Here is a 25,126-nt window from a genome sequence, read left to right on the forward strand (position 1 = left end):
TCGTGTTACGCCCTCCACTGACCGGCCAGAGCATCGATACGTCTGCGCACTGCGGTGGCCCCGGTGTCGTCCGCGGCACGACGCGCGCGCTCGATCGCATCTATCGGTTGTCGGCCGGATGACTTCGCGGCCAGAAGTGCTTCGAGATAGAGGGTTTCGGCGTACCAAGCGTCGAATCCACGGGCGCGGTGCACACGCAGCGCATCGTCGAGGTGCCGCCTCGCGCGATCGTACTGCCCCAGCGCAATCGACAGGTCTGCCAGATGGTGGTGGGTCACGCCGTACACGACAGCCACCGCACTGATCGTTTCGTCCGCGTGATCGACCATCAGGTCGTAGACCGCCTCGCAGACGATGGTGTTGCCGATCTGCGCGGCCACCCGACCCAGAACGGCTATCGAGCTGGCCCACACATGATTCACCTCGATGGCCGCGACGCGTGGCTTGTCGTACCAGGACAAGAGGCGGGCCGCGGATTCGACGTCGCCGACATCTGCCATCGCCAGGGCCAGAATGGACCGGTATGAGCTGACGAGGTCGAAGCGTTCGGTCATGTCGTCTGCAGCGTCGACGATCTCACGCATGTCGCCTCGCAGAGTCCGCAGGCCGCACACGAATGCGAGAAGACGGCCGAAGGAGTAGGTCTCGATCGGTGACGCAGGAATGCTCCGAATCTCTTCGAGTTGCCGGTCGCACTGGGAAAGGCGCCCGGCGGCAAGGGCTATGCCGAAGTCGATACTCGAAACGAGCCATGCCAGCTCGCGATCGCGGCTCGTGTGGGCCGCGGAAACTCTGCCGATTGTATGCTGAGCCTTCGCCAATTCGCCGTTCACCACCTGCGCGCGTGCCAACCACACGGTGAGCATGGGGTCGAGCGTGCGCGTCGGCGCGATGCTGCTGATCTTTTCCAGCTCTTCGTAGGCGTCTTGGCGGATGGTGGCCATATGCGGTGTACGCAGCGAAACCAATACCGCTGACAGCGCTGCGATGAGTGCATCGGTGTCGTCGGCTGCTCGGGCCGCATCGATTGCTCGGACGAGAAGGTCACGCCTGGTGTGGTGGTCGGTGGTCCAGATCTGTTCGATGGCCAGTTGCGCCAGCAGGTGGGCCGTCGACGAACCGTCATCGCGGCCGGTCGCCTCGAGCGCGTGCAGGGCATCGTTGAGACTGGCGATGCGTTCGTGGTCGATGTGTATGTGGACGTAGAGGATTCCGTACAAGTTGTTCGCCAGTGTCGAGGACACGTGCAGGTCGACATCGCCGAGTCGGCGTCCCATCGCTGCAGCGCCGAGCAGAGTCGAACGAAACGCCGAATTCCGTGCTTTGCGCTGTGCCCGTCCCAACTTGATGAGGAGCCGGCAACGCGCAGACGAATCGCCGCGTGGGGTGAGGCGCTCAGCGGCGGACTGGTACAGCGATACAGCGTCCTCGTAGGCGCCGATCGAGTTGGCCGCATCGCCGGCTCGGATGGAGAAGTCCACCGAGCGGGGACGGTCGGAGTCCAGCCCGTGACTCAGGTGATATGCCATCCGCGCGAACCCATCTGGCTCGTGATCGACTCCGTGGTCCTCGAAAGCGCGGGCGACTCGGGAATGCGCGTGGACGCGACGGATGCCTGGCATCTGGACGTAGACGGACTCTTGAACCAGTGCGTGGCGGATCATCACCTCGCTGGATGAGACGAACTCTGTGATCAAGCGTGCTTGGGAGAGCTCGTCGATCGCGGCCGCGAAAGCGCCGTCGTCCATGGGCTCCACCGCTGATCGCAGTACACCACGCGGTGACACCAGGCCGATGACCGAACAGACCTCCAGCAGCTCCAACGCATCGGCACCGAGGACTCTGATCCGATGGGCAACCGACTCCGCAACGGATGTCGGAAGTTGTTGCTGGGACCGGAGGGCATCGCTCGCAAGCAGTGACGAGACAAAGAATGGCAACCCGCCCGTCCGGTCGTGCAGAGCCGCCGGATCGAGGTCGCTGCCCGACGCCTCGACCATGGCCGCTACCTGTTCAACGTCGAACGCACCCAGTTCGATGCGCTGCACACCGCGAGTTCTGGACGGACTGATCAACACCGAGCGAAGATCTGCGCGGTCCGTGAACTCCTCACGTACGGTCACAATGATTGTGAGACCGGCAGATTCGGATCCGTGGATGACGAATCGCAGCACGTCCAGAGTGGCAGTCGACGCCCAGTGCAGGTCGTCGACCACCAGCATCGTGGGGGAGCGCCGCATGGGCGAGGTGAGCCACTCGAGGACGGCCGACATGGTCAATGCCCGGTCGTCGTCCTCGACTGAGGAGACAAGGACGTCACTGGTTTCCCACATTCTCTGCGGGACCAACTTCACAAGTCCCAGGCCGGCGCTACGGAGCCGCTCCTGCACGGTCACCGGGTCCAAATCGTCGAGTTCACGACCGATCGCCTCGACAAAAGGTTCGAAGGAGACCAGCGATTCCTCGCTGCACCGACCGAACAAGACCGTTGTTCCCGCCGCGCGTGCGCGGTCCATTGCTTCGAGAACGAGGGTGGTTTTGCCGGTGCCGGCTTCGCCCACGACCGCGATGAACTGGCCGCGTCCGTGAGCGGCACCGATCACGGCCTCGTCGATGGTGACCCGTTCGGCCGTGCGTTCGATCCTGACCGCGTTGTTCTCTATCGATGGCGTGGCGGCAGCCACGGTGACCCGCGTCGGGTGGTCGTCGCTGCGCAGAATCTCGAGATAGAGGTTCTCGGTCTCCGCAGAAGGCGTGGTGCCCAACTCCTCGGCCAGCGCCTGCCGGCACCTGGCAGCCGCCGCCAACGCCTGGCCCCGTTCACCCAAAGCCATGTACCCGCTCATCGCGATCCGATACGCGTTCTCGCGGAAGGGATCGATGGCGATGATGGACTGGGCCGACTGCGTGGCGCGCGCATACTCGCTTGCCCTCAGCGACCCCTCGGCGTCGATCTCGAGAGCCCTGATCCGAATGCGCGTCGCCTCGGCACGGACATGGTCTGCCCACGACCCAGTGATGCCGTCCAAGGGCGCAGATGTGATCAGTGCCAGCGCTTTTCGGGCGTTGTGCAGTACCGCTTCTGGGTCGCCGAGTGAGGTGTCGCAGTACATCTCGGCGAGTTCCAGATCGGATCGCAGTGAGGCGGGCAGCGTCAAGCGAACACCGCCGCTTCGCGAACGGAGGCCGTCCGCGGGCAATCCGACGAGTCGGAACGTGTCCCTGATCCGTGACAAGAGAATGCGAAGTGCCGCGTTCCACGACTGCGGGCGGTCAGCCGGCCACACGGCCTCTGCGAGTTCTTCCAACGACACATCGCGATGACGGTTGACCACGAGGAACCCGAGGACCAACGCACATCTCGGTCCGCCGACAATGCGGGGATCGGCTTCTCGACCACCGAAAGTGACAGTCACCCCGCCGGTGAGGCGAAACACGAGCTCCGCGTCGGCTGTCACACCCCGAAGTCTATCCAGCGGGAGCGCAAATGCCGGACTTCGGCGGTGTGTCAGATGTTCTTCTCACGCGGTGTCGCTTGATGCATCGCGATCGGCCAGGCCGAGATGTTCGATGTGGTAGATCGCCTCATCGAGCAGCATCGCGACGTGATTGTCGTAGAGCCGGTAGGTGACGTTGCGTCCCGCCCTGGTGCCGGTGACCAACCCCAATGCCCGAAGTAGGCGCAGCTGATGCGAGACCGCGGACTGCTCCATGTCGACGGCTTCGGCCAGGGCGGTGACTCCGAGTGGGCTGTGTCGTAGCTCGGTGAGGATCCGCAATCGGCTCGGGGTGGCCAATGCCTGCAGCGTGGCGGCAACGGTTGCGGCGGACTCGGCATCAAGATGCGCCGGCGGCGCTGTTCTGCCCTCGACTCCGTGACCCATGCACTGATCATAGTCAATGTGCACGCATGTACACCTCTTCATGCGTACGTGTATGGTTCGGGTGAAACGACGTTCCCGAGTGTGGAAGCTGGCATGACGACAGAAACACCTACTCCGGTCACGGCCGCCGGTGGCGTTTCGCACGCCAAGCGCGGTACCCGGTTGTTGTCCATCGATGAGGTTCGCTGGGCTTCGCTTGCGTTGGCGCTGTTCGTCTTCGGCTTGATTCTGCAACTGTCGCCGCTACCTTCATGGACGTTCTGGGCGGCGTATCTGGCGTGCTACGTGGCCGGCGGGTGGGAACCGGCCATCGAGGGGCTACGGGCGCTGCGCGAGCGAACCCTGGACGTCGACTTGCTCATGATCGTGGCCGCCATCGGTGCGGCGGGGATCGGCCAGATCTTCGACGGTGCCCTGCTCATCGTCATCTTCGCCACCTCGGGCGCACTCGAAGCGGTCTTGACCCGACGCACGGCCGACTCGGTTCGGGGCCTGTTGGCATTGGCGCCCGAACAAGCATGCCGGGTCGACGAACGAGGCAACGAGACCACGGTGGACGCGGCTGCCCTCATTATCGGCGACATCATCGTGGTCCGTCCGGGCGAGCGTATCGCCGGCGATGGGACGGTGGTCTCGGGCGCAAGCGAGGTCGACCAGTCGACGATCACCGGTGAGTCGATACCGACTGAGAAGATGCCCGGCGCCGAGGTGTTCGCGGGGACCATGAACGGCACGGGCGCCTTGACCATCCGGGTCGACAGAGAACCCTCGGACACCGTCATCGCCCGGATCGTGACGATGGTCGAAGATGCCTCGTCGACCAAAGCCACAACCCAACTGTTCATCGAGCGGGTGGAACAGTATTACTCCTCCATCGTGGTGGCGGCCACGCTCGTGATTTTCGCTGTGCCTTTGCTTTTCGGTGCCGAACTCGACTCCGCGTTGCTACGGGCGATGACGTTCATGATCGTCGCATCACCATGTGCGGTGGTGCTGGCGACCATGCCACCTCTGCTCGCAGCCATGGCCACCGCGGCCCGCAACGGTGTGCTGGTCAAGTCAGCTGTGGTGATGGAGCAACTCCGGGCAATCGACTTGGTGGCATTCGACAAGACCGGCACAGTCACCGAGGGAACCCCACGCCTCGAGACGATCCGCGCTGTGCCAGGTGCCACGGTGGACAACCAGGCGATCCTTGCGATGGCTGCAGCAGTCGAACGGCACAGCGAACACCCTCTCGCCGCAGCCATCACTGCGGCCGCCGACCACTCCGGACATCCACGGCAGCATGCAACCGGGTTCGGATCCACCCCGGGCGCAGGGGTATTCGGCACGATCGACGGACAGCGCATCGACGTCAGCCGGCCGCGGGTACACCGCACTGGCAGTTGGGAACAGTCCGCACTCGACCCTCTCGTGGTGCAGCTCGAACAATCCGGGCTCACCGTGGTTGTTGTCAGTGTCGACCACAAGCCGGTGGGGCTGCTGGGTCTACGCGACACCATCCGGGCCGAGAGCTCAGCGGCGGTCGCAGCGCTCACGACACTGTCCGGACGGACTCCCATTCTCTTGAGCGGAGACAATCCGCGGGTAGCGGACGCCATCGCCGGACGGATAGGCATCACTGACGTCCGCGCGACATTGTTGCCACAGGACAAAGCCGCCGCTGTGCGGGATCTGCAGCACGAGGGCCGTACCGTGCTGGTCGTCGGGGACGGAGTCAATGACGCGCCGGCTCTCGCGACAGCTCACGCGGGTGTTGCCATGGGCCGCAAGGGATCCGATCTCGCTCTTGACACCGCAGACGCGGTACTCGTCGGCGACGATCTCTCTGCGCTCGCGAATGTCATCAGGCTCTCGCAACGAGCGCACCGAATCGTGGTCGCCAACCTCGCCATCGCCGCAGCGTTCATCGTCACCCTGGTGATCTGGGACCTGGCCGCCACGCTGCCGTTGCCGCTGGGCGTGGCCGGCCACGAGAGTTCCACGGTCATCGTTGCACTGAACGGGATGCGTCTGCTGTCTCAACGATCATGGGGACTGCGCAACCGCTGACGACTGCGGAGCATGGCACATATCCAACAGTTGCGCAGTTGCGCAGCTATGCGACTAAGATTGGTCTCGAGTGGCCGCAGGCACGAGATGAAGGGGTCGCGGGCGATGCTGGAGATCGTGCGTAACCGGACGTTCGGCCGGTTGTTCGCAGCTCAGGTGGTGGCACTCGTGGGGACAGGGCTACTGACCGTGGCGTTGGGACTGTTGGCGTACGACCTGGCCGGTTCTCGAGCCGGTGCGGTGTTGGGGACTGCGCTGGCGATCAAGATGGTGGCGTATGTTGCTGTGGCGCCGGTTATTTCCGCACTCACCGATCGTGTGCCCCGCACAGTGTTGCTGGTTGGAGCGGATGTGGTCAGGGCCGCGGTGGCGGTACTGTTGCCGCTCGTCGATCAGACGTGGCAGGTGTATGTGCTGATTTGTGTGTTGCAAGCCGCGTCGGCGACGTTCACGCCGGCCTTTCAGTCGATCATTCCGGCCGTCCTGGTCGAAGAAGGCGACTACACGCGAGGCTTGTCGTTGTCGCGGCTCGCCTACGACCTCGAATCGCTGGTGAGCCCGGTGCTGGCGGCGGCGCTGCTGTCGGTGGTCGGCTACAACTTCCTGTTCCTGGGCACTGTTGCCGGGTTCGTCGCGTCGGCGTTGTTGGTGATCTCGACGGTGCTGCCGCGGACGATCCCGGCTGATCGATCGCTGCGGCTGGTCGACCGGATGACACTCGGTGCGCGGGTGATGGTCGCGAGCCCGGTCTTGCGCGGGTTGCTGGCCTTGAACATGGTGGTCGCTGCGGCGACCGCGCTGGTGGTGGTCAACACGGTGGTGTATGTGCGCGACCTGTTGGGCGGGTCGAACACCGGAGTTGCGTTGGCGCTAGGGTGTTTTGGTGCCGGCTCCATGGCGGTGGCGCTGGTGCTGCCTCGACTGCTCGCCTCGTTGCCTGATCGCCGGGTGATGACGACCGGATCGGCGACTGTGGCCGCGGGGTTGGCGGTCACAACGCTGGTTCTGGCGATCGCACCCCCTACGACAACAGGATGGATTGTGCTGGGCGCAGTCTGGATCGTGCTGGGCGCGGGGACCTCGCTGGTCACTACGCCGTCCGCGCGGCTATTGCGCGCCTATTCCGACGAGCAGAATCGGTCGTCGGTGTTCACTGCGCAATTCTCGCTGTCACATGCCTGTTTCATTCTGACCTACCCGCTGGCAGGGTGGGTCGGTGCCCAGGTCGGACAGGTCAGCGCATCGCTGGCATCAACGGTGCTCGCTACACTCGCAGCATTGGTCGCTGCCCGGATCTGGCCGGCGCGACTCGAGGTGGTGTCTTCAGGAAGGTAGATGTGATGAAGCCGGTGACCAAAGCATCTACCGCGAGCCTGGTCCATCCCGGGGCGCCCGATCGTCAGCGCCTGGACTCTGCGACCGCCACCTTTCGCATGCTGGCCGATCCGACTCGCCTGCACATCTTGTGGATCCTGACCCGCGGTGAGGCTGATGTCGCCGCGCTCATCGAACAAACCGGAAGCTCCAAGACGTCTGTGAGTCAACATCTGGCCAAGCTGCGTTTCAGCGGCCTGGTCAGTACCCGTAAAGAAGGCCGCCGGGTCATCTACCGGATCGTCGACGGGCACCTGACCCGACTGGTTCTCGAAGGAATCAACCACGCCGACCACATGGTGACCGGCGAGCCACCCCACGAGTAGATACGCAGCCCGCGCGCACTGAAATCCCGGTGCGCGCAAAAGGCCGGCAATCCCCGGTCGCCGACTCCGATTCAGGCGTGGACGACCGGGGATACCGCCAATTGCGGTTCTGGCCTACGGGGTTGGTGCTGGTGCCGAGGGGGTCGTCGGTGCCGGGATGAGCGGCGCCGGCGTCGGGATTGGCGACGGCGCAGTCTGAGGACTTCCGGGGGGCGCGCAGTTCGACGGCGCCGGAGCACCGTTGAAGCGGTCGGCGAACCATGCCAGGTACTCGGATTTCGAGTCGTTCGGGATGGTCTGGTGCGTGGCACCTTCGTACATCGTGTATTCGACCGGCTGCCCGAATCCACATGCGCGCGCGATGTATTGCGTGGTGCCGTTGGGGTTGACCACGGTGTCCGCGGTGCCTTGCATCACCAGTACCGGAACCTTGGGTGCGCTGTAGCCGGCGGTGTTCTCGTTGAGGCGCTGCTGCCAATCTGCCGGGATGTTGGGGTTGAGGAGAGTCTCTCCCGGCGGCGTGGTCAGGTTCGAGTTGATGACGTAGGCGAGATGGCTGATGCACTGCTGCGCCGCACCCACCATGGCCTCCTCGCCGGCCTTGGTCACCACGTCGGACACCTTCAGTTCAGGGTAGGCGGCAGCCAGACCGCGGAAAACGTTCAACTGCAGCGCAACTGCGTGCGCGGGCGATGTCGCGTTGCTCGGTCCCGGAGGGACCTGTCTGGCGAACTGAGGGCCGTTGTCGGCCGCAGGGGCCAGGCCCGCGGTGCCGAGCAATCGCAACGGAGCGCCATAGTCCTGATTCTGTGACATCCACACCGATGCTCCGCCGCCTTGCGACCAGCCGAGAACCACCATGTCGTCGCCGGCGCCGGTCTCGTCGATCTTCTGCGCGGCTTTCACCGAGTCCCAGATGTTGTTCGATTCCGATTCGAGCACCGTGTACTGCTGAATGCCCGGCGTGCCCAGCCCCTGGTAGTCAGTTGCCACGACGACGTATCCGGCGGCGAGCATCTCGGAGAGTGCGGGTACGCCCGAGTCTTGCTGCAGTGTGCTGGTGTACGTGAAGTAGTCGACCAGTTCGACGGCCGGTTTGGGCGCCAGTGACGGGGCGCAGTTGCGGCCGCCGCCCTCGGTGCCGTGCGCCCAGGCGACAACCTTTCGCCCACCCTCGGGTGCGGCGCCCTCCGGTGCGACCACAAAACCTGACACCGCAACGGGTGTGCCGTCGTGCAGCTCTGACAGGTAGAGGATGCGCCAGGCCCGTGCTCCTTCGGGCGCATCGATCTCCTCTTTGCGAATCAGCTCACCGTGCTCGCCGCTGGGCAGCGGGGACGGGGGTTCATAGAACTCCGGAATGCCGAACTGGCCGTCGATTTCGCCGCTGTTTTCGCCCGTCGAACTGGGTGCAGTGGTGGTTGACGAGCTCTCGCTCGCCGAGTCGCTGTTACTGCAGCCGGCTGCCACTACGGAAACACTGACCAACAGCGACAACGCGATAGCTGATTTTCTTTGCCAGAGAGAACGTTTGGGTGTTTGGACACCGCGTATATTCATGGCCGGAGATTAGCACCGTGAGTGTCTTTCGCCGACGCAAATGCGAATACGACGAAAGGACGTACGACGAACAACAGTTGACGTCGGCGAAAGGTCGCGCTGGTGTATTTCGGCGCGCGAAGTATCTTTATGCGCCGATGATGTGTCCGTCGTCGGGCTTTCGATTGCAGTCAGCTCTCATTGTCATCTGTGTATGCAAAGGAATGGTGTTCGTGGGTGACCACCCAGCGGATGTTCATCTTGCGCAGGCCGACGGTCAGTCGTAATCGGCGGTCCGGATACGCGTCGAGTTCGTCGGGATGTCCGCACCGCACGAGCGCTACGGCGAACGCGACGTCTGGGCCCGCGGTGATGTCGAGAGAGTCGATGTCGAATAGTGCACCCGATGCCTGCCAGCGGAAGAAGTCGGGCCAGACGGTGGTGTACGCGGCCAGGCCGCGCACACCGCGGTGTGGGGGCGGAACATCGAACATGACGATGTCGTCGTGGTGGTCGGCGACGACGGTCGCGATGTCGCCAGCATGCACGGCCTCTGCCCATCTGTGAATGAGTGCCCGGATGTCCTGCTCATCTGTCATGGGAGTCCCTTTCATCGCCGTCGAAACTGCTAATGCCGCTGTAGATCTCTTGCCACTGATCCGGCGCACCGACTGCACCACTCGCACTGCACACGAGTCGCCCGTCATCAGTGCCCCCTCGAAAACCTCGGCGACTAGCCGGTACCCGCGAAGCGACCCGAACAGCATCATCACAGTGGTGGTCCGCGACTAGAGGCCGCCGAGGCCTTTGCCGAATAGCCCTACACCGATTACAAGGATGAGGACGCTCATCACGGTGGTGTTGTTGGCCTGAAGCCATTCTTTGAGGTGTGCGAGCGGCTCGCGAAGGCGATCTGCGGCGAGATGATAGGCCAGTACGGGTATCACGACCGTCATCGCTGCCAGGACGGAGAACACTGCGACGGCCACGACGGTGCTGCCGACGCTCAATGCGCCGGCGCCTATCGTGACGCCGGCGGCTGCGCACATCAGCAAGTTCTTCGGATTGATGGCGGCCAATGCGAAACCGAGGCCGACGGCTTTGATCGCGGTCATCTCGTCGATCGCGGCCATCCATGCCGGCGTGGCATGGGGTCCGGTACGTGCGCGCCATTGTCGGACTCCGACCGCCAGCAGCAGTAGTCCGAGTACCAGCTTGATCCACGACGAGGTGGTCGACGGCCCGTCGTCGGTAGAGTCGGCCGCGCCGCCGAGAAGTACAAAAACAACGGTGGCAGCGACGATTCCGACCAGCCAACCCACGGCGAAGCCGATGCTGGTCGACCCTGCCCGGGTACCGAGCAGCATCAAGATCGCGGCGATGATGGGTATCGGTGATACCGCCACCCCCACTGCCAGCGGCAGCAAGTCGCCGATTACTGCTCCCATCACAGGATCCCGGCTCGCGCGGACATGTGATGCCCGGCCGGTTCGGTTCCCCAGGTGGTGACACCCGCGAGACCTTGTCGTCTCCGACGTCGATCGGTGGACGGTGTTGTGGTCATGAGAATCCTCTCTGGGGGAGATACTGTGCGTGACAACCGCTGTGTCGGGGAATGCAGGCGAGGTGGCTGATGAGTGACGACTTGGGTGAGCAGCCCGTTCCGGGTGCGGTCGATGCCCGCTTCACGTTGGCGGCCGAACGAACTGTGCTGTCGTGGATCCGCACGTCGCTGGGAATGATCGCTGCCGGCATGGCCATCTTGCATGTGCTGCCGTCGTTTTCATCGTCGCTGGTTCGTGATGTTGTCGGTGTGGGACTCGTGGCGATGGGTGCCATAGCGTCCGTGGTCGGAGCGATGAGGTGGCGGCAGACCACCAATGCTCTGCGCGGAGGCGGTCCCATGCCAGGTCCGGCGCCGATATGGCTCCTCATCGGGATCCTGGTGGTGTTGTCGTTGACTGTGCTCGTTGCCACCCTGGCTGACCCCTGACCGAGTAGGCGTTCAATCGGCCGGGCCTTCATCACAGGCTGGTCGGTCACCGCGTGTCCTCAACGGGTGTCGGAGCCTTGTTGCTCAGGAATGTGTCGGCCCACCGGGTGGCCGGGTCGATGTCGACCAGAAATGCCTTTGCCATCAGGGTCAGAGGAACCGCGAGGATCGCGCCCAGTGGTCCCAGTACCCAACTCCAGAAGACCAGCGACAAAAATGTCAAAGTAACCGATAGACCAACGGCGTCGCCGACGAACTTGGGTTGGATGACCGATTGGATGACGACGTTGAGGACGCTGTACACGGCGATGACCGCGATCATCAGTCCCGGCCCGCCCTCGAGTAACGCCAGCAACGCCGGTGGGATCACGCCCAGCACGAAGCCGATGTTGGGAATGTAGTTGGTGATGAAGGCCAGTACGCCCCACAGCACCGGTAGTGGAATATCCATGGCCCACAACGCCAAAGTGTCCAGAACTGCGACGATCAGACCGAACACTGTGGTGACCACCAGATAACTGCGGGTGCCTTCGGAGAACGACACCAGGGCTGTGGCGATGTCGGGTCGGTCCCGGCGAACGGTATCGATACGAGCGGTGTACGACATCCCGTCGGCGGCCATGAACAGCAATAGAACAACGACGAAGACCAGATTGGAGAAGACCCCCAGGAATCCCTGGAGTACCTCTTCGACCACACCGAGCACTCTGGTCGAGTCGAGACCTGCGAGCATGTCCTGAACTTGATCGGGGCCGATGCCGTTGTTCTGCAAAGTGTCTTTTGCGTCGGCGATGAGTTCGTCGAACTCGTCGGCGTACGTGGGGAGCAACTCCGAGAGTTGGGCGACCGACACCACCACGGCGACGAGAAGCACGACGAGCACGGCGTACACGGCCACGATCGCGACCAAGACCGCCACTGCGTTGGGTAAGCCTCTGCGGCGCAACCAGTCCGGTAATGGATGGACCGCAACGGTGAGCATCAACGCCAGCATGACAGGGCCCAGGATGTCGGCGAACGCCTTGAGTCCGGCGACGGTGACGATCAACGCTGCCGATCCGAGCAGCACGATCACCCCGCGGGGCAACGACCATATCGGAACCCGACCAACGTCATCATTGCTGTTGCGTGGCATGAGCGCTCTTTTCCGGTCGCGACGATGATTGCTACACACGGGACCTCGCAAGGGAGATCATCTCAGCGAACGGCAGCGGGGACGCGGCAAACGGGCCGGTGGACTGAAACTGCTCTACGGTGCCGGGGAGCCGCGCAGCCACCGGCCGGGGGCGTCGTCGTCAACATCTTGCGTGAGGGCGTGCACGACGGTCGCGGAAATCACGACGATCGCCGAGTAGACGAACAGCCAGCCGATCATGGTGAACACCATTCCGAGGACACCGAACTGCTTCTCCGCGCTGTTCATGATCCGGGGGAGCGCCACCACGCTGGCGATCTGCAAGACTGTGAGCCCCACCGCTGTCAGTGCACCGGTTGACCAACGCGCGCGCGTGGGCAACCCGGCGGGTAGCAGCAACGCTGGTATGGCAGTCCAGACCAACAGCCAGATCGCGAACTGAGTCGCCACCATGAGCCAAGGGCCAACAACAGGTACATCATCGAGTGCTCGGGCAGCGCCGATTGCCATGGCGCCGGCGGCGACAGCGAGGATGACGATGATCCACCGCCAGCCCTGCCGATAGGTTGGGATCGCGCTACTCCAGATTTGCCCGTAGGTACGGGCCAGCGCGCGGGCGTAAGAGGTCCCGCTGATGACCAACATGAACACACCCACCACACCGAACGCGGTTGCCGATGCCTCGGTTGCCCCGTCCAGCTCGCTGAGATCGAGTCCGTAATCGGACCGTAGGGCCTCCGACACCGGGTCCATTGCGCCCAGCGTCCCGATGGCGATCATCACCGGAACCAGAGAGGTGAACGACTGCGCGGCCAACGTCATCGCACGGTCCACCACTCCGATTTCGAGTACCTCGAAGACGACGCGGACAGCCGCGCGGCCTCGGGCAGTGGTCCGCAACCGGGCCCGAGTGCGGTCGAGGACGTTGCGTGTGTCGATCATGTTCATCAGCATCCCAGCGCGAGGGAGCGGGGGCATGCCCACCGAGAAACTCTTGGTCGAATCAACCATGGTCCGAACCACTCACGCGAATGGACCGCGCCACCGCAATGGTGGTCACGGACCCGTGTGGCCAACAGCAAGTAGCGCCGCCCGCAACAATCAAAGCTGGCATCGGTGGTGTCCCGGCGGGGCCGTGGTCGCGCGTTGCGCTGTCAGCAGCTACTGCCGCTGCACCTTCCGCTTGTTGCGTCCGCGGGCGGTGAGCACGCCGACGACCCAGCCGAGAGCGAACACGATCACCAAGATGAACCACAGCGGCGATCGAACGCTCACCCAGAACAGATCGACACTCACGCTGTTTTTGTTCTGCACGATGAACACGATTGCGATAACCGTCAGACCCAGCGCAATCCATTGCGACAGCGAGACCGTCGCCAACGATCGGCGACCAGTGGTCGGCTGCGTGATGCCGGGCTTTTTCGACATGGTGCGAGCGTAGGCACATTCTGTAATCGGCGCGTCATTTCAGTGGTTTCGATGAATAATTGCCTCGGTTCCCTTGGTTGCCGCCCCGCCCGCGCGGTCTACCCATGAGTGCACGCCGCCGGAACTGGGGCGGGCTGATTGTTGTGCAGCGAACGGGAATCGAACTCGATGGAAGGGAATGTCGTGCTGCCTTTCATACCCACCAACCAACGACGAACGCTCGACGAGCTCGATGAACGACTCGACCTCACCAGTGGTGACCACCTGTCCAAAAGGTCGGCATTCTGGTTGATGTTGGTCCTCTCCTCCGTGATCGCGGCCGCAGGTGTGTGTTCCGACTCGACGGCCACGGTCATCGGAGCCATGATTGTCGCGCCACTCTCCACTCCCATCCTCGCAGTGGGCCTGGCAACAGTGACCGGACGCAGTCACCTGTTGCGTAGCAGTGTGTTTCACCTCGTTCTCGGAATCGTCGTGGTGATCGCCGTCGGCTTCCTCTTCGCGCAGGTGCTGCCGAACCCGACCAGCGTCCTGGACAACTCCCAAGTGCGCGGGCGTACTTCGCCGACTTTGATGGACCTGCTCGCCGCGCTCGCCACGGGTCTGGTCGGCGCAATCGCGATCACGCGACGTGATGTGGGCGACGTGCTCCCCGGCGTGGCCATCGCGATCTCTCTGGTGCCGCCCCTTGCCGTGACCGGCGTGTGCCTCGGTTCTGGTGAGCCCGCACTAGGTCTGGGCGCTCTGGTTTTGTTCGCGTCCAACGTCGTTGCGATGATCATCACTGCGACGGTTGTACTCGTCGTGGCCGGCTACCGCCCGTCGACAGCCCGCCGCGATCGCCGCCATCGCCGGGCGTATGTGTTGCTGGGAGTGGCCCTGTGTGTCGTTGCCGTTCCGATGGTGGGCAATTCGCTGACGACACTGTGGGCGGCGCAGATCACCACCGCCACCGAGAACTGGTTGCGCGAATCACCCCGCAACGACGTCACTTCGGTCACCTGGCAGGGCGGTACCGCGACGATCGCTGTGTTCGGGCCCGAAGCCCTGCCGCCAATGGAGGGCCTTCGAAAGTCTGTGGCCGACCTGCTGCCGTTCACACCCGAACTCGAGGTTGTCCATGACTTCGGCGTGACCGTATCGACAGACGACGGCTGATGTTCCTGCCCGGATCTCGCCCGCTGTGGTGTGAGCGATACGGGTTGCGACTCAACGTTGTCCACTCTACCTACAGCATGGCCCAGGACCGGGCTGTCTCGACTGCTTCGCGACGTGTGGCGACCCCTAACTTGCGATAGATCGACCGCTGGTGAGTTTTCACGGTGTTCACCGAGACGAACAGATCGGCGGCGATTTCTGATGACTTCAGCATGGTCGGAAGGTATTTGAGCACCGCCATCTCCCGATCGGTGAGCGGCTGGACAACTGGAGGGCGGGGGACAGCCGCCGTGAGCCCATCACTTCTCAGCGAGGCGAGCTCGGTCGCAAAAGCACTCTGGTCGTCGTGCAGATGCCTGAATCGACTCAGGTGTGAAGCGATCTGGCCGTTCCCGCCCACAAACGGACGCCTCAAACCGATCGGTTCAGCCAAGACGACAGCCTTTTCGAAATTGTCGGCAGCAAGCGCGTCTTGCCGGAGCTGACCCCGCGCGATGGCCTCGAGGATCGCGGCCTCAGCGGCCAACGACCGGTACCTCCCGAACAGCCCCGGAAAGTCGAGCGCTTTCAGAGTCGCTGCGGGATCGTTCATCGCCAATTGCGCCTTGGCTTCCACGATCTGATGCAATCCCGTTGTGAAGCCCGTATGGCCTGCCGTTGCATTCCCGCCGTGGGGCGCCTCGTAAGGCTTTCCGAGCGCCATGCAGGCCTCGGCGCGAATGGCCTGCGACCAGCCGGCGAGCAGACGGGGAAGGTTGCCCACCGTGCGTTCGAGAACATCGAGGCGGTTGAGTGTCAGTCCGATCGCTTCCGCATCCAGCTTCGCGATCGCGACGGCCACGGCAGCGAAGTGAAGGATGAGACGGCACCCCACGTCTGATCCCTGCGCGCTTGCCTCCAGCCCTACGTCGATGCGAGCCTGCGCGGTATCGAGCTCGAAGCGGTAGAGATGCACCCAGGCCAGGGCGGCATGAGATGCGAGCAGTTGCATCTCCCGCACCCACCCCTTTCTGTCCGCGGTGTCCAATGCCCATTGAGCACGGCTGGTGGCCTGGTCGAGGTTTCCGTACAGGGTGTCGACGAGCGCTGAGTAGGACTCTGCCGACAACTCGGTCAAAGTCATGCCGGCGTGCGCGCCCTGAACGCAAACTGCGTCGAGTTCGATCTGGGCCTCGGCGAACCGGTCTTCCCACACCAATCCGCTGGCATGATTGTTCAAGGCGATCAACGTGTATGCCGTGGCGGCCGGTATCTCCCGCTGCGACGCGTCTTTCACCATGCCGAGGAGCACCTCGGACGTCGTCACCAAAGTGCTCGGGGTGCTGACACGGGAATACACGATTCGCGCGAGGGCGACGATCACCCGCGTGGCAAGTGGCTGCGGTATCCCTTGCGAAGCAAAGATGCGCTCGGCGTCATCGGCGGTTCTGCGCATCGACTCGAAGTCGTGCCGCTGATAGTCACAGACCATCGCCACGATGAGGGTCTCGGCGGAGGTGCGCCACGCCGGGTCGTCGTATACGGCCGCGAGTGCAGCGACCAACGCCGTCGCCTGCGGGGTGAGGATCAGGGGTAGTGCGACCTCGCCGAGCATCTTGACCGTTGCTTGCCAGCTGCGGGCGAGTGCGAAGAACCGGAGCGCAACGATGGGTTCATCGTTGCTGACGTACCACTGTGCCGCGCGCAGATAGAGGTGCGGAACACTATCCGGGTTCTCGGCGGAAAGGCGCTCTCGCAACAGATCTCGCAGGAGCGGGTGGTAACGGAACCACGTCGGCCGGTCAGACAGCCTCACGGTCAACGCGTTGCGACTGACGAGCATGTCCAGCATCTGAGCGCTGTCGGCTCGTCCTGACAGAGCCCGCGCCAGGTCTGGGCTCATCTGCTCGACCACACTCGTGGCAAGGAGAAACAGTCGGTCTCTCGGTTCCAGGCGTTCGAGTATTTCCTCCAGCAGATACTCCGCCACCCGGCGGTTGTTGGCGTGGTCGACGGCGGGCGCGCTCGACTCCTCGATACCCATCAGGGCCAGCCGTACTCCGGCGGGCCAGCCCTGAGTTCGGGTGAACAGTTGTTCGGCCTCGTGCGCGGTGAGTGTGAAGCCGCCGACCGCACACACGCGACGGGTCTCAGCGGCCGTGTACGTCAAATCATCGGAGCCGATCTCGACGATGTCGTCAGCGAGCCTGAGCCGCGACAGGTGTAGCGGTGGTGTGGTGCGACCGACGAGCACCAGGCGCAATTGGGGTATCCGGTACTCGATGAGTCGGCTGATGGAGTCGACCACGGCGTCGTCGGTGAGTTCGTGGACATCGTCCAGAACGAGGACGACCGGATCGGGCAGCTGGGTCAGCGCCGCAACGATCCGCGCCAATTCCGCCGAGCCAAACGTGGGTCCTGGTGTGATCTCCCCGAGCGGGCTGCTGCCAGGCAGGGCGCCGGCACTTTTCAAGGCGTTCAATACGTCTGTCCACAGCCCGCGTACGTCGTATGACTGGGCCGCGGTGAGCCAGGCAACGGGCCCTGGCAGACGGTTGTGGTTGATCCAGGCCGATACGGCAAGCGTTTTACCGTATCCCGGCCCGCCGGTGACAACTGTGAGCGTTTTGTCGACACCTCGATCGAGCATCGCATCGAGTCTCTGACGCTGAACGAAACCGGGTGGAAGTGCTGCGCGGGAGGTGCGCAAGGTCAGGGCTGCGGTGAACTGATCGGACATAGCCCGTTCCCTTCTTGGTCAACGCTCCCGAACGCGACACGCAAATAGTAGGCCTTATCGATCGCGGTCACAGCTCATTCGCTATGGGTGACGACATTGCCGCGCCTTGGCGTGCAGCATTGAGCAGCCACGGCAAAGGCCAGTTCCATGAACGATGTTCCGCCGGCGGCCGTCCGGCTTGGGAGGCAATGTGGTCGAACACGTATCCGGGCTGGGTCCCATTGACTACCTGGTGGTCGAATTCCCAAGCGGGGTAACCACTTTTTCCGAATCGATGTTCAAATCACTGTTGGCTCTGGTCAACAAAGAGATCATTCGTGTGCTCGACCTGTTGGTCTTGAGGAGAAGTCATACCGGCGAACTGGATGTGTTCGAGATCGAGGATCTTGAGTTTGCTGAGCTGAGAATCTTGGACGCCACATTGGCCGAGATACTGGCTGCCGACGATATCGAGAATTTGGCGTGTGCTGTGGCGCCCGGCGCTGCCGCCGGAGTCATCGTCTGGGAGAACGTCGGAGTTGCGCCCATGGCAGTCGCCGCAAGCGAGGTGGGCGCGCAGATAGTCGCCCAAGGCCGGATACCGTCTCGGGCGGTCATCGACACCATCGAGGCCGATCGAAAGGAGGGCCGGTGACATGGCGATGCGACCAGGACGGTTGACTCGCCGCCCCGTGATCGGCCACCCGGTGGTACGCAGCACAATCCGGGACGACGCCGCGTCCGTCATCGCAGGGGCAGTCCATCGGCGTGGCCCCGGTGGCTCCGAGTCTGCGTCACCTGCGCTGCCCGCGGACCTGGCTCATGATTCCAGCGACGGCGACGACCTCGAGCGATGACTGTCCCGCGTCCGACAACACACAAAGAGGAGTTGCGCCGCGCCCCTGCCGTACCGCGTTGCCTTTCGGTGTGTCAGAGAACTCTGGGCTGCTCATCCTCGGCGGATGAGGTCGGATGGTCACCTGCAACGCAACATTTGAATGCAGGATTCGAATTCCGAATCAAGCCGGGCCAAACAGAAATGAGGGTTCATCGTGTGGGATTCGTTCTGGGACTTCATCTGGTACACAATCGTCATCTTCGCTTTTGTGGCGTACCTGATGATTCTGTTCAACGTCATCGCCGACCTCTTCCGTGATCACGAAAGTTCGGGCTGGGTCAAAGCGATGTGGATTCTGTTCTTGGTTGTGGTGCCGTACATCGCCCTGTTCGTGTACCTGATCGCCCGCGGTAGTGGAATGGCCAAGCGAGCGGCGGCCTCGCAAGAAGCGGCACGGCAGCAGGCGGATTCCTACATCAGGCAGGCCGCAGGTACCTCGCCGGCCGACCAGATCGCCACTGCCAAAGCGCTCCACAACGATGGAACGATCACCGATGCCGAGTATGAGCAGCTCAAAGTAAAAGCGCTCAGTTAATAGGTGAGGCTTCGTCAGTCCTCATCGCTGCCGTCGTAGTCGACGGCGACGAAACGGAGATCGAAATAGAGATCAGCTGGCGCGACAACGGCACGGAAGACACGGCTACGAGCGCTCCTGCGGCTGAACCGGCACGACCACAGCCGAAGAAGACGCGCCGCGCGGCGCCACGGAAGGCACCTGCCAAACAGTGAAGTCTCCTTAGCCAACGCGACGAGAACGTGCGATGTCAGCGACTGTCAGTGTGTGAGAACTACTTTGACGATGGTGATGACCGTTGCCAACACGGCGACGCCGATTCCTGAGCCGATCGTTCGCCACGACACCTTCGTCGTCTGCAGACGTTCGACCACCAATCCGAGCACTGCGATCCTGAAGATGACGATGCCGGCCGCACAGAGCTGTGCACCTGGTGGGTCGAACAGCGCGATGACGTCGAAGGATCCGATCAGCAGGACGGCGAACGGCAGCGTTCCCGACGTGATGATCGGCATCGAGTCGCGCAGGACCGTCTTGAGTTTCAAAGTATCGGTGGGACCGGTTGTTTCGCCCTCCCGTCGGGTGATCACACCGTGCGACAACCATTCGGCGAAGATGTGCGCAACAAACGTCGACACGGTGGTTCCCAAGACCAACCACGCTGCCAGCCGATTCTCTACTGCGTGGGCATCTGACACGACGATCACCGACAGTACGAGGATGTTGCCGTAGGCAAACGCCTCCACCCGTCGTGCTGCGCGCTCCGGCGGTAACCGCCTGCCAGTCTCGTGTCGCGTCAGTGCAGTGAACCACCCTGGGTCTTTCACGGTATGTCTGGCCATCCTTGCTCGGACGGGATGTCACCGTTCTCGACTGCGCGCGCCAACTGCGCGTGATCGGCGGCGTTCTGATCGGCATAAGCGCTCGAGAAGCACTCCATCGCGGTTTCCACTTTGTCGCTGGTCCCGAGGTAGTCGCAGATGGCGGCTGCGTCGCCACTGCGTGCGTGCGCACGGGCCAGCACATGTCCGCAGGCAGCTGCGAACCGGGAGAGATGCGGGGCGATTCCCTCGCCTTTGGGAATCACCTTCCCATCTCGGAACTGTCGGACGTAGAAGTCCATGTCCTCATACGAGGTCCACCCGACGAACATGTCGGTGGCACTCTGGATCAGGCGTTGGCCGTGCACCACCCGAGCGCCATGGTTCTCATATTTGCTCCTGCCGAGGAACGGTTCATACACCGACGCCCCGGCCTGCTTCACCTGCAGGAATAGCGGATCCCCGCTGCGCCGTTCCTCCAGCAGCGTCAAGAAGACACGCATACCGACGCTGCCGACGCCGACCACCTGCCGGACAGCGTCGAGGGCGTCGTAGCGGCTGAGCAGGTTGTCGAGGTGGTCGGGCACAGATTCGCGGTATCTGCTGAGCACCTCACGCAGCACTTCTTCGGCGGCTGCACCGAGGCGGTGGGTGCGGTAGGGCGGGTCTTCGGTGATCGTCCGCCGGCCGTCGACATCTGCTGTCAGTTTGGCGGACACCCCTCTGCTGGTCCGCTTCTTGACCTTGCTCTCGATGAGGGCGTCGAAGTCTGCCTCGTTGTCCTTTTTGGCGTAGTGGAGGAGCTGATCGACATCGATGCGGTCGTACCACACATCGATCTGGGGCATCGCGGCGTAGATGCCTATGTGCTTGCGATAGCTTCGATATCCGGATCGAACTGCTTTGCAGCCCAGAGACTCTGGGATGTTGTTGTCGCGTGCCAGCACGATGAGGCTTGCCAGGAAACGTTTGAGATCCCACTCGAACGGCCCGGGCAGGGTTTCGTCGAAATCGCGAAGGTCGAAGACAAGATTTCGCTCTGGAGAAATCCACAGCCCGTAGTTCAAGACATGGGCATCTCCGCACATCTGAACCATGATGCCGGTGTGCGGGGTGGACGCCAGATCGTTGGCCATGACGGCCGCGGCGCCGCGATAGTACGTCCATGGGGAGTGACTCATCCGCCCGTGGCGGATGGGCAACAGATCGGGTGCTCGGATATCACTCTGGGCGAGAATCGTCTGCAAGGCATCGTGCCCGCGCGTTTCTGGATTCCAGGCCCCGAGTTCGCGGCGGGAGACCAACGACCGCGACTGTCGGCCGGGTGTGGCGTGTTCGGGAACGGGGTCGTCCACCAGCGCGGTGGATTTCTCTGCAAGAGTCATGGGATTCGTCTCACTGGGGTGTTGAGCGCAGGGATCGGCGGCTAGGAGGCCAGTATTCTTGCTTTTTCGGCGGCGAACTCCGCCTCGGTGAGAACGCCTTGCGCTTTGAGCTCACCGAGCTGTTGCAGGGCACCCAAGCGGTCGCCGCTCGGGGCTGGGGGAGCGGCGGCTGGGGGCGGTGGTGCGTATTGTGGCGGTGTTTGTTGCGATTCTTGAGTTGCCCACCTTTGGCTTTGGCGTCGGGAGACCCGGTTGGACACCGATGTCGCCGTGCCGGCGACAACTGCGGTTCTGGCGATTCCACGGAGTAATCCAGGCATTGTCTGCTCCTTGTCGAGGCGATCAGGCGTCGAGCGCGTCCAGTGATGCGTGGATCGACTCGGCTGGGATACGACCGGTGGCCACCAGTTGTGCACCGGTGCGCCGCAGAGCGGTCGAAAATGGTGCGGCCCAGCGGTTTTCGTAGACCAGTACGGCTGCCGAGCAACCGGGTTCCAGAATCTCTGCTGCCTCACCCACGTCGGTGGAGTCGAGGAGTCCCGACGACGCTCCCGCGAACACTGCGATGTCGAGTTCGCCATCCAGGTCGAGGTCTTCCAATGAGATACCGGCTACTGAACCGTCGGTGCCCTTGCGCACAAAGGTCAGATCCAGCACCCGGATGACCTCGCGATCGACCAGGTCGAGCAACATCGGAAATGCCGTCCCGTCGAACTTCGCGTTCGCCGGGAACTCGACGACGAGGTAGTCCACCGGCCCCAGGTCGATGTCGGGTGTGGTGGTCATTTCACTACCTCTAGGTGCGTGCGAATCACGCTGTGCGCCATGTGGTGACTGCCCAGATGACGATCACATCGAGCGCGATCACGAGAATTGACCACCATGGGTAGTAGGGCAACCACAGGAAGTTGGAGACGATCGAGATGGCAGCGATGACGATTGCGGCCGCTCGGGCCCACATCGCGCCGGTCATCATCCCGAATGCGATGGCGATACCGAGGAGTCCGACAACAAGAACGATCCAGCCCCAGGTGGTCAGATCGAATTCGTAGGTGTACTTGGGGCCGGACACGAAGATCTCGTCCTCTGCCAATGCCGAAATGGCCTGCAGCACAGCCAGTAGCGAAACCGTGAAGAGTAGAACGGAGGCAGCGAAGATGGTGCCTCCCGCGAAGCCTTGCTTGACGGGGTGACGTTCATGGCCGGCCACTGATGGTGTCTCGGCGGAAGTGCTCATCATCATCCTCCAGAGGGGAAGCGAACAGGTGTCCCTTCGACCATCCACCAAGACTCGCAGCTGGTTCTCATCCGTTTTGGGTGATTGCCCAGGCGCCGGGGTTCCCTGAATTCGGAGGTCTGATGATGACGCTGTGTCTATTCAATGTGCCACTGCTGCCTCATTTATCGATTGATTCCAAAGCAACGGCGCGGGCTGCTATTTTCGACGGACACGGCCAGTTGTCAGCCGTGACTCAGCCGTCGAGAATGGCATCGATGTTCTGACCTGTTCGACATCGAGTGAGGTACTCGACGGTCCACCCACTCCGAATCCCACGGGCATGCGATGACCGCCAGATAGCGGGGTGACTACTTCGTCGAGGAGTGCTGATGCCCGCCGACTTTTCTGATCGCACCGATTTCACCAACGCCAATCGTGGACTGATCGCGACCCTGGAACCAGCAGAGGTTCGGGCCAGTGACGACCGGGTCGTGTACGACGCAGCGGGGTTCGCCGCAGCGACAACCGGCGATTGTCCAGACACGGTCAACCCGAGCCTATGGCGTCAAGCGCAATTGACGGCCATTCACGGCTTGTTTGAGGTGACCGCAGGGATCTACCAGATCCGCGGGTACGACTTGTCGAACATGACACTGGTCGAGGGGGACACCGGAGTGGTGGTCATCGATCCGCTGGTGTCGGCCGAGTGCGCCGCGGCGGGGCTGTCGCTCTATCGGAGCCAGCGCGGCGATCGCCCCGTCACCGCCGTGATCTACACCCACTCGCACATCGACCACTTCGGTGGTGTCCTCGGTGTTGTCGACGCCGACACCGCCGTGCCGATCCTGGCCCCCGAGCACTTTCTCGAGCATGCGGTCTCAGAGAACGTGTACGCCGGCGGCGCCATGTTGCGTCGAGGAATGTTCCACACCGGCATCGTCTTGCCGGTCGGCGCGACCGGAACTCTCGGCGCCGGTCTGGGACCGAGCACATCAAACGGAACCGTCGGGTTGCTGGCACCCACGCTCGACATCACCCACACGGGTCAGGAGGAAATACTGGACGGCGTCCGCATCATCTTCCAGGTGACCCCGGGCACCGAGGCGCCCTCGGAGATGAACTTCTACTTCCCCGATCATCGCGCGTTGTGCCTGGCCGAGAACGCGACCCACAATCTGCACAACCTCCTCACCCTGCGAGGCGCCGAAGTCCGCGATGCCCGCAACTGGTCGAGATACATCGCCGAGGCCATCGAGATGTTCGCCTACGATTCCGACGTCGCGTTTGCCTCGCATCACTGGCCGACCTGGGGGACCACCGAGTTGATCGGGTACCTCACCGAACAACGCGACCTGTATGCGTATCTGCACGACCAAACACTGCGTCAGCTCAACCAGGGCCATGTCGGTTCGGAGATCGCCGAAGACTTCCAGATGCCGCCGGCCTTGGACGCTGCGTGGCACACCCACGGGTACTACGGCTCGGTCAGTCACAACGTCAAAGCCATCTATCAGCGTTACCTCGGTTGGTATGACGGCAATCCGGCGCATTTGTGGCAACACCCGCCCGAGGCGGCCGGAGCCCGGTACGTCCGCGCTATCGGCGGCATCGACGCAACCGTGGCGCGGGCGCAGGAGTTCGCTGACGAGGGAGACCTTCGATTCGCCGCGGAGCTGGCGAGTCATGCTGTGTTTGCCGAACCCGACCATGCTGGTGCAAAAGCAGTGCTGACCGACGCATTGACGCGACTGGGATACGGCTCTGAATGCGCCACCTGGCGCAACAACTATCTGGTTGGCGCCAGTGAAGTCGACGGGCCCACTCACCCGGCCGAAGTCAGCGCGGCCGGTATGGCGTCCGCGTTGACGATCACCCAAGTCTTCGACAGCATCGCGATCCGCATCGACGGCCCTCGAGCATGGGACACCTCGGCATCAATCCGGTGGCACTTCACCGATGTGGACGAGACCTACCGGATGGAACTGTCCAACGGTGTGTTGATCCACTATCCCACCAAGCGCGCCGACCCAGCCGATCTTCTTGTCACCCTGACCACGCCGCAACTCCTCGGGCTCGTCGCCGGGTCCGGCGCCGAGGGCATCACGATGGACGGCGACCCGGCAACCATCGGAACAATCGTCGGACTCACAGATCAGCCCGATCCGGCATTCAGGATCGTCACACCCTGAGTACGCCCTCCGGCGTGTACTAGCGAACTGCGGTGGCGCCGCTGCCTTCGTAGGCTTCCCAGGGGGTTTCGCGTAGGCCCGGACAGTGCTCGGGTGTCGGGTGGTGGGCGATGTCGATCATCTGGTCGAGGGCGTCGCGTGCGGCGGCAAGGTCTGCCATGGCTGCGGTGATGCGGTCGCGTTCGGAGGCCAGGATCTCGAAGACCTCGGGGGAGGCCGTGCCGCTGTCGACGCACGGCAGCAATTGCAGAACTACCCGGCTGGACAAGCCGGCGGTGAAGAACTGCTGGATCAGCTTCACGCGCTCGATGGCGGACTCAGGGTAGGTGCGCTGACCACTCGGGGTGCGCTCGGACTCGAGCAGGCCCTGCTCCTCGTAGTAGCGCAGCGCTCGGGTGCTCACTCCTGCGCGGATTGCGACATCACCGATCCGCATGCCTTTCGCCTCCTGTGATCTAACAGTCTGCAAGCAGACTTGCCCTTGACGTCAACGTGAAGTTTTAGAGTAGC

At 63.0% G+C, this 25,126-nt stretch carries 24 protein-coding genes; 9 read left to right on the forward strand and 15 right to left on the reverse strand.

Going from position 1 to position 25,126, the window contains the following annotated elements:
• Positions 1-5: 5 nt before the first annotated feature.
• Both WIMU1_RS02240 and WIMU1_RS02245 read right to left on the reverse strand, forming a co-directional pair.
• A complete protein-coding gene (locus WIMU1_RS02240) occupies positions 6-3,458 on the reverse strand; it encodes an ATP-binding protein (RefSeq protein WP_062794968.1) in 3,453 nt (1,150 codons plus the stop codon).
• A 63-nt stretch (positions 3,459-3,521) separates the two neighbouring features.
• Positions 3,522-3,884: an ArsR/SmtB family transcription factor gene (locus WIMU1_RS02245; protein ID WP_062794969.1), complete on the reverse strand. Its 363-nt coding sequence runs from the start codon at positions 3,882-3,884 to the stop codon at positions 3,522-3,524.
• 93 nt (positions 3,885-3,977) lie between these two features.
• On the opposite strand from WIMU1_RS02245, the gene WIMU1_RS02250 reads away from it, so the two are divergent.
• The 3 genes from WIMU1_RS02250 to WIMU1_RS02260 all read left to right on the forward strand — a co-directional run bounded on the left by WIMU1_RS02250 (position 3,978) and on the right by WIMU1_RS02260 (position 7,639).
• Entirely contained in the window at positions 3,978-5,939 is a 1,962-nt protein-coding gene (locus WIMU1_RS02250) for a heavy metal translocating P-type ATPase (protein WP_084247952.1), read from the forward strand.
• A 105-nt stretch (positions 5,940-6,044) separates the two neighbouring features.
• Entirely contained in the window at positions 6,045-7,274 is a 1,230-nt protein-coding gene (locus tag WIMU1_RS02255) for an MFS transporter (protein ID WP_062794970.1), read from the forward strand.
• A gap of 5 nt (positions 7,275-7,279) precedes the next feature.
• The gene (locus WIMU1_RS02260) at positions 7,280-7,639 is read left to right on the forward strand and encodes an ArsR/SmtB family transcription factor (protein ID WP_062795722.1); all 360 of its coding nucleotides are present in this window, start codon (positions 7,280-7,282) and stop codon (positions 7,637-7,639) included.
• Between the two features lie 114 nt (positions 7,640-7,753).
• Here the strand turns inward: WIMU1_RS02260 and WIMU1_RS02265 are convergent, their stop codons facing one another.
• The 3 genes from WIMU1_RS02265 to WIMU1_RS02275 all read right to left on the reverse strand — a co-directional run bounded on the left by WIMU1_RS02265 (position 7,754) and on the right by WIMU1_RS02275 (position 10,626).
• The gene (locus WIMU1_RS02265; protein WP_062794971.1) at positions 7,754-9,109 is read right to left on the reverse strand and encodes a lipase family protein; all 1,356 of its coding nucleotides are present in this window, start codon (positions 9,107-9,109) and stop codon (positions 7,754-7,756) included.
• Positions 9,110-9,369: 260 nt separating this feature from the next.
• Positions 9,370-9,777, reverse strand: coding sequence for a YybH family protein (locus tag WIMU1_RS02270; protein WP_062794972.1), 408 nt, complete (start codon positions 9,775-9,777; stop codon positions 9,370-9,372).
• A gap of 189 nt (positions 9,778-9,966) precedes the next feature.
• The gene (locus WIMU1_RS02275) at positions 9,967-10,626 is read right to left on the reverse strand and encodes a GAP family protein (RefSeq protein WP_062794973.1); all 660 of its coding nucleotides are present in this window, start codon (positions 10,624-10,626) and stop codon (positions 9,967-9,969) included.
• Positions 10,627-10,811: 185 nt separating this feature from the next.
• On the opposite strand from WIMU1_RS02275, the gene WIMU1_RS02280 reads away from it, so the two are divergent.
• A complete protein-coding gene (locus tag WIMU1_RS02280) occupies positions 10,812-11,171 on the forward strand; it encodes a YidH family protein (protein ID WP_245969149.1) in 360 nt (119 codons plus the stop codon).
• A 46-nt stretch (positions 11,172-11,217) separates the two neighbouring features.
• On the opposite strand, the gene WIMU1_RS02285 is transcribed toward WIMU1_RS02280, so the two are convergent.
• From WIMU1_RS02285 to WIMU1_RS02295, 3 genes are all read right to left on the reverse strand, one after another.
• Positions 11,218-12,306: an AI-2E family transporter gene (locus WIMU1_RS02285; protein ID WP_062794975.1), complete on the reverse strand. Its 1,089-nt coding sequence runs from the start codon at positions 12,304-12,306 to the stop codon at positions 11,218-11,220.
• A 114-nt stretch (positions 12,307-12,420) separates the two neighbouring features.
• Positions 12,421-13,317: a hypothetical protein gene (locus WIMU1_RS02290; RefSeq protein WP_120802863.1), complete on the reverse strand. Its 897-nt coding sequence runs from the start codon at positions 13,315-13,317 to the stop codon at positions 12,421-12,423.
• A gap of 150 nt (positions 13,318-13,467) precedes the next feature.
• Positions 13,468-13,734 carry a lipopolysaccharide assembly protein LapA domain-containing protein gene (locus WIMU1_RS02295; RefSeq protein WP_084247955.1) on the reverse strand — a complete coding sequence of 89 codons (267 nt, stop codon included), beginning with the start codon at positions 13,732-13,734 and terminating at the stop codon, positions 13,468-13,470.
• A gap of 168 nt (positions 13,735-13,902) precedes the next feature.
• On the opposite strand from WIMU1_RS02295, the gene WIMU1_RS02300 reads away from it, so the two are divergent.
• A complete protein-coding gene (locus WIMU1_RS02300; protein ID WP_062794976.1) occupies positions 13,903-14,892 on the forward strand; it encodes a TIGR00341 family protein in 990 nt (329 codons plus the stop codon).
• 70 nt (positions 14,893-14,962) lie between these two features.
• On the opposite strand, the gene WIMU1_RS02305 is transcribed toward WIMU1_RS02300, so the two are convergent.
• A complete protein-coding gene (locus tag WIMU1_RS02305; protein ID WP_062794977.1) occupies positions 14,963-17,611 on the reverse strand; it encodes a helix-turn-helix transcriptional regulator in 2,649 nt (882 codons plus the stop codon).
• 154 nt (positions 17,612-17,765) lie between these two features.
• Between WIMU1_RS02305 and WIMU1_RS02310 the strand changes: the two genes are divergently transcribed.
• From WIMU1_RS02310 to WIMU1_RS02320, 3 genes are all read left to right on the forward strand, one after another.
• A complete protein-coding gene (locus WIMU1_RS02310) occupies positions 17,766-18,245 on the forward strand; it encodes a DUF6325 family protein (protein WP_062794978.1) in 480 nt (159 codons plus the stop codon).
• Between the two features lies 1 nt (position 18,246).
• Positions 18,247-18,447 (forward strand): hypothetical protein, encoded by a 201-nt coding sequence (locus WIMU1_RS02315; protein WP_062794979.1) that lies wholly within the window; start codon positions 18,247-18,249, stop codon positions 18,445-18,447.
• Between the two features lie 195 nt (positions 18,448-18,642).
• Entirely contained in the window at positions 18,643-19,023 is a 381-nt protein-coding gene (locus WIMU1_RS02320; RefSeq protein ID WP_062794980.1) for an SHOCT domain-containing protein, read from the forward strand.
• Positions 19,024-19,262: 239 nt separating this feature from the next.
• On the opposite strand, the gene WIMU1_RS02325 is transcribed toward WIMU1_RS02320, so the two are convergent.
• From WIMU1_RS02325 to WIMU1_RS02340, 5 genes are read right to left on the reverse strand one after another with little or no spacing between them, the layout of a single operon-like run.
• Positions 19,263-19,829 (reverse strand): hypothetical protein, encoded by a 567-nt coding sequence (locus WIMU1_RS02325; RefSeq protein ID WP_133248659.1) that lies wholly within the window; start codon positions 19,827-19,829, stop codon positions 19,263-19,265.
• Positions 19,826-21,208: a DUF2252 domain-containing protein gene (locus WIMU1_RS02330; RefSeq protein ID WP_062794982.1), complete on the reverse strand. Its 1,383-nt coding sequence runs from the start codon at positions 21,206-21,208 to the stop codon at positions 19,826-19,828. Before WIMU1_RS02330 ends, WIMU1_RS02325 begins: the two co-directional genes overlap by 4 nt.
• A gap of 41 nt (positions 21,209-21,249) precedes the next feature.
• Positions 21,250-21,528 carry an SHOCT domain-containing protein gene (locus WIMU1_RS25725; protein ID WP_084247957.1) on the reverse strand — a complete coding sequence of 93 codons (279 nt, stop codon included), beginning with the start codon at positions 21,526-21,528 and terminating at the stop codon, positions 21,250-21,252.
• A gap of 22 nt (positions 21,529-21,550) precedes the next feature.
• A complete protein-coding gene (locus WIMU1_RS02335) occupies positions 21,551-21,994 on the reverse strand; it encodes a DUF6325 family protein (protein ID WP_062794983.1) in 444 nt (147 codons plus the stop codon).
• 25 nt (positions 21,995-22,019) lie between these two features.
• The gene (locus tag WIMU1_RS02340) at positions 22,020-22,445 is read right to left on the reverse strand and encodes a DUF7144 family membrane protein (protein WP_062795728.1); all 426 of its coding nucleotides are present in this window, start codon (positions 22,443-22,445) and stop codon (positions 22,020-22,022) included.
• Positions 22,446-22,816: 371 nt separating this feature from the next.
• Here WIMU1_RS02340 and WIMU1_RS02345 point away from each other — a divergent pair, with 371 nt between their 5' ends.
• The gene (locus tag WIMU1_RS02345; protein WP_062795730.1) at positions 22,817-24,616 is read left to right on the forward strand and encodes an alkyl/aryl-sulfatase; all 1,800 of its coding nucleotides are present in this window, start codon (positions 22,817-22,819) and stop codon (positions 24,614-24,616) included.
• A 19-nt stretch (positions 24,617-24,635) separates the two neighbouring features.
• On the opposite strand, the gene WIMU1_RS02350 is transcribed toward WIMU1_RS02345, so the two are convergent.
• Positions 24,636-25,052 (reverse strand): MerR family transcriptional regulator, encoded by a 417-nt coding sequence (locus tag WIMU1_RS02350; protein WP_062794984.1) that lies wholly within the window; start codon positions 25,050-25,052, stop codon positions 24,636-24,638.
• Between the last annotated feature and the right edge of the window lie 74 nt (positions 25,053-25,126).

Origin of the sequence: Williamsia muralis NBRC 105860 (genome assembly GCF_001598915.1) — a bacterium.
GTDB lineage: Bacteria > Actinomycetota > Actinomycetes > Mycobacteriales > Mycobacteriaceae > Williamsia > Williamsia muralis.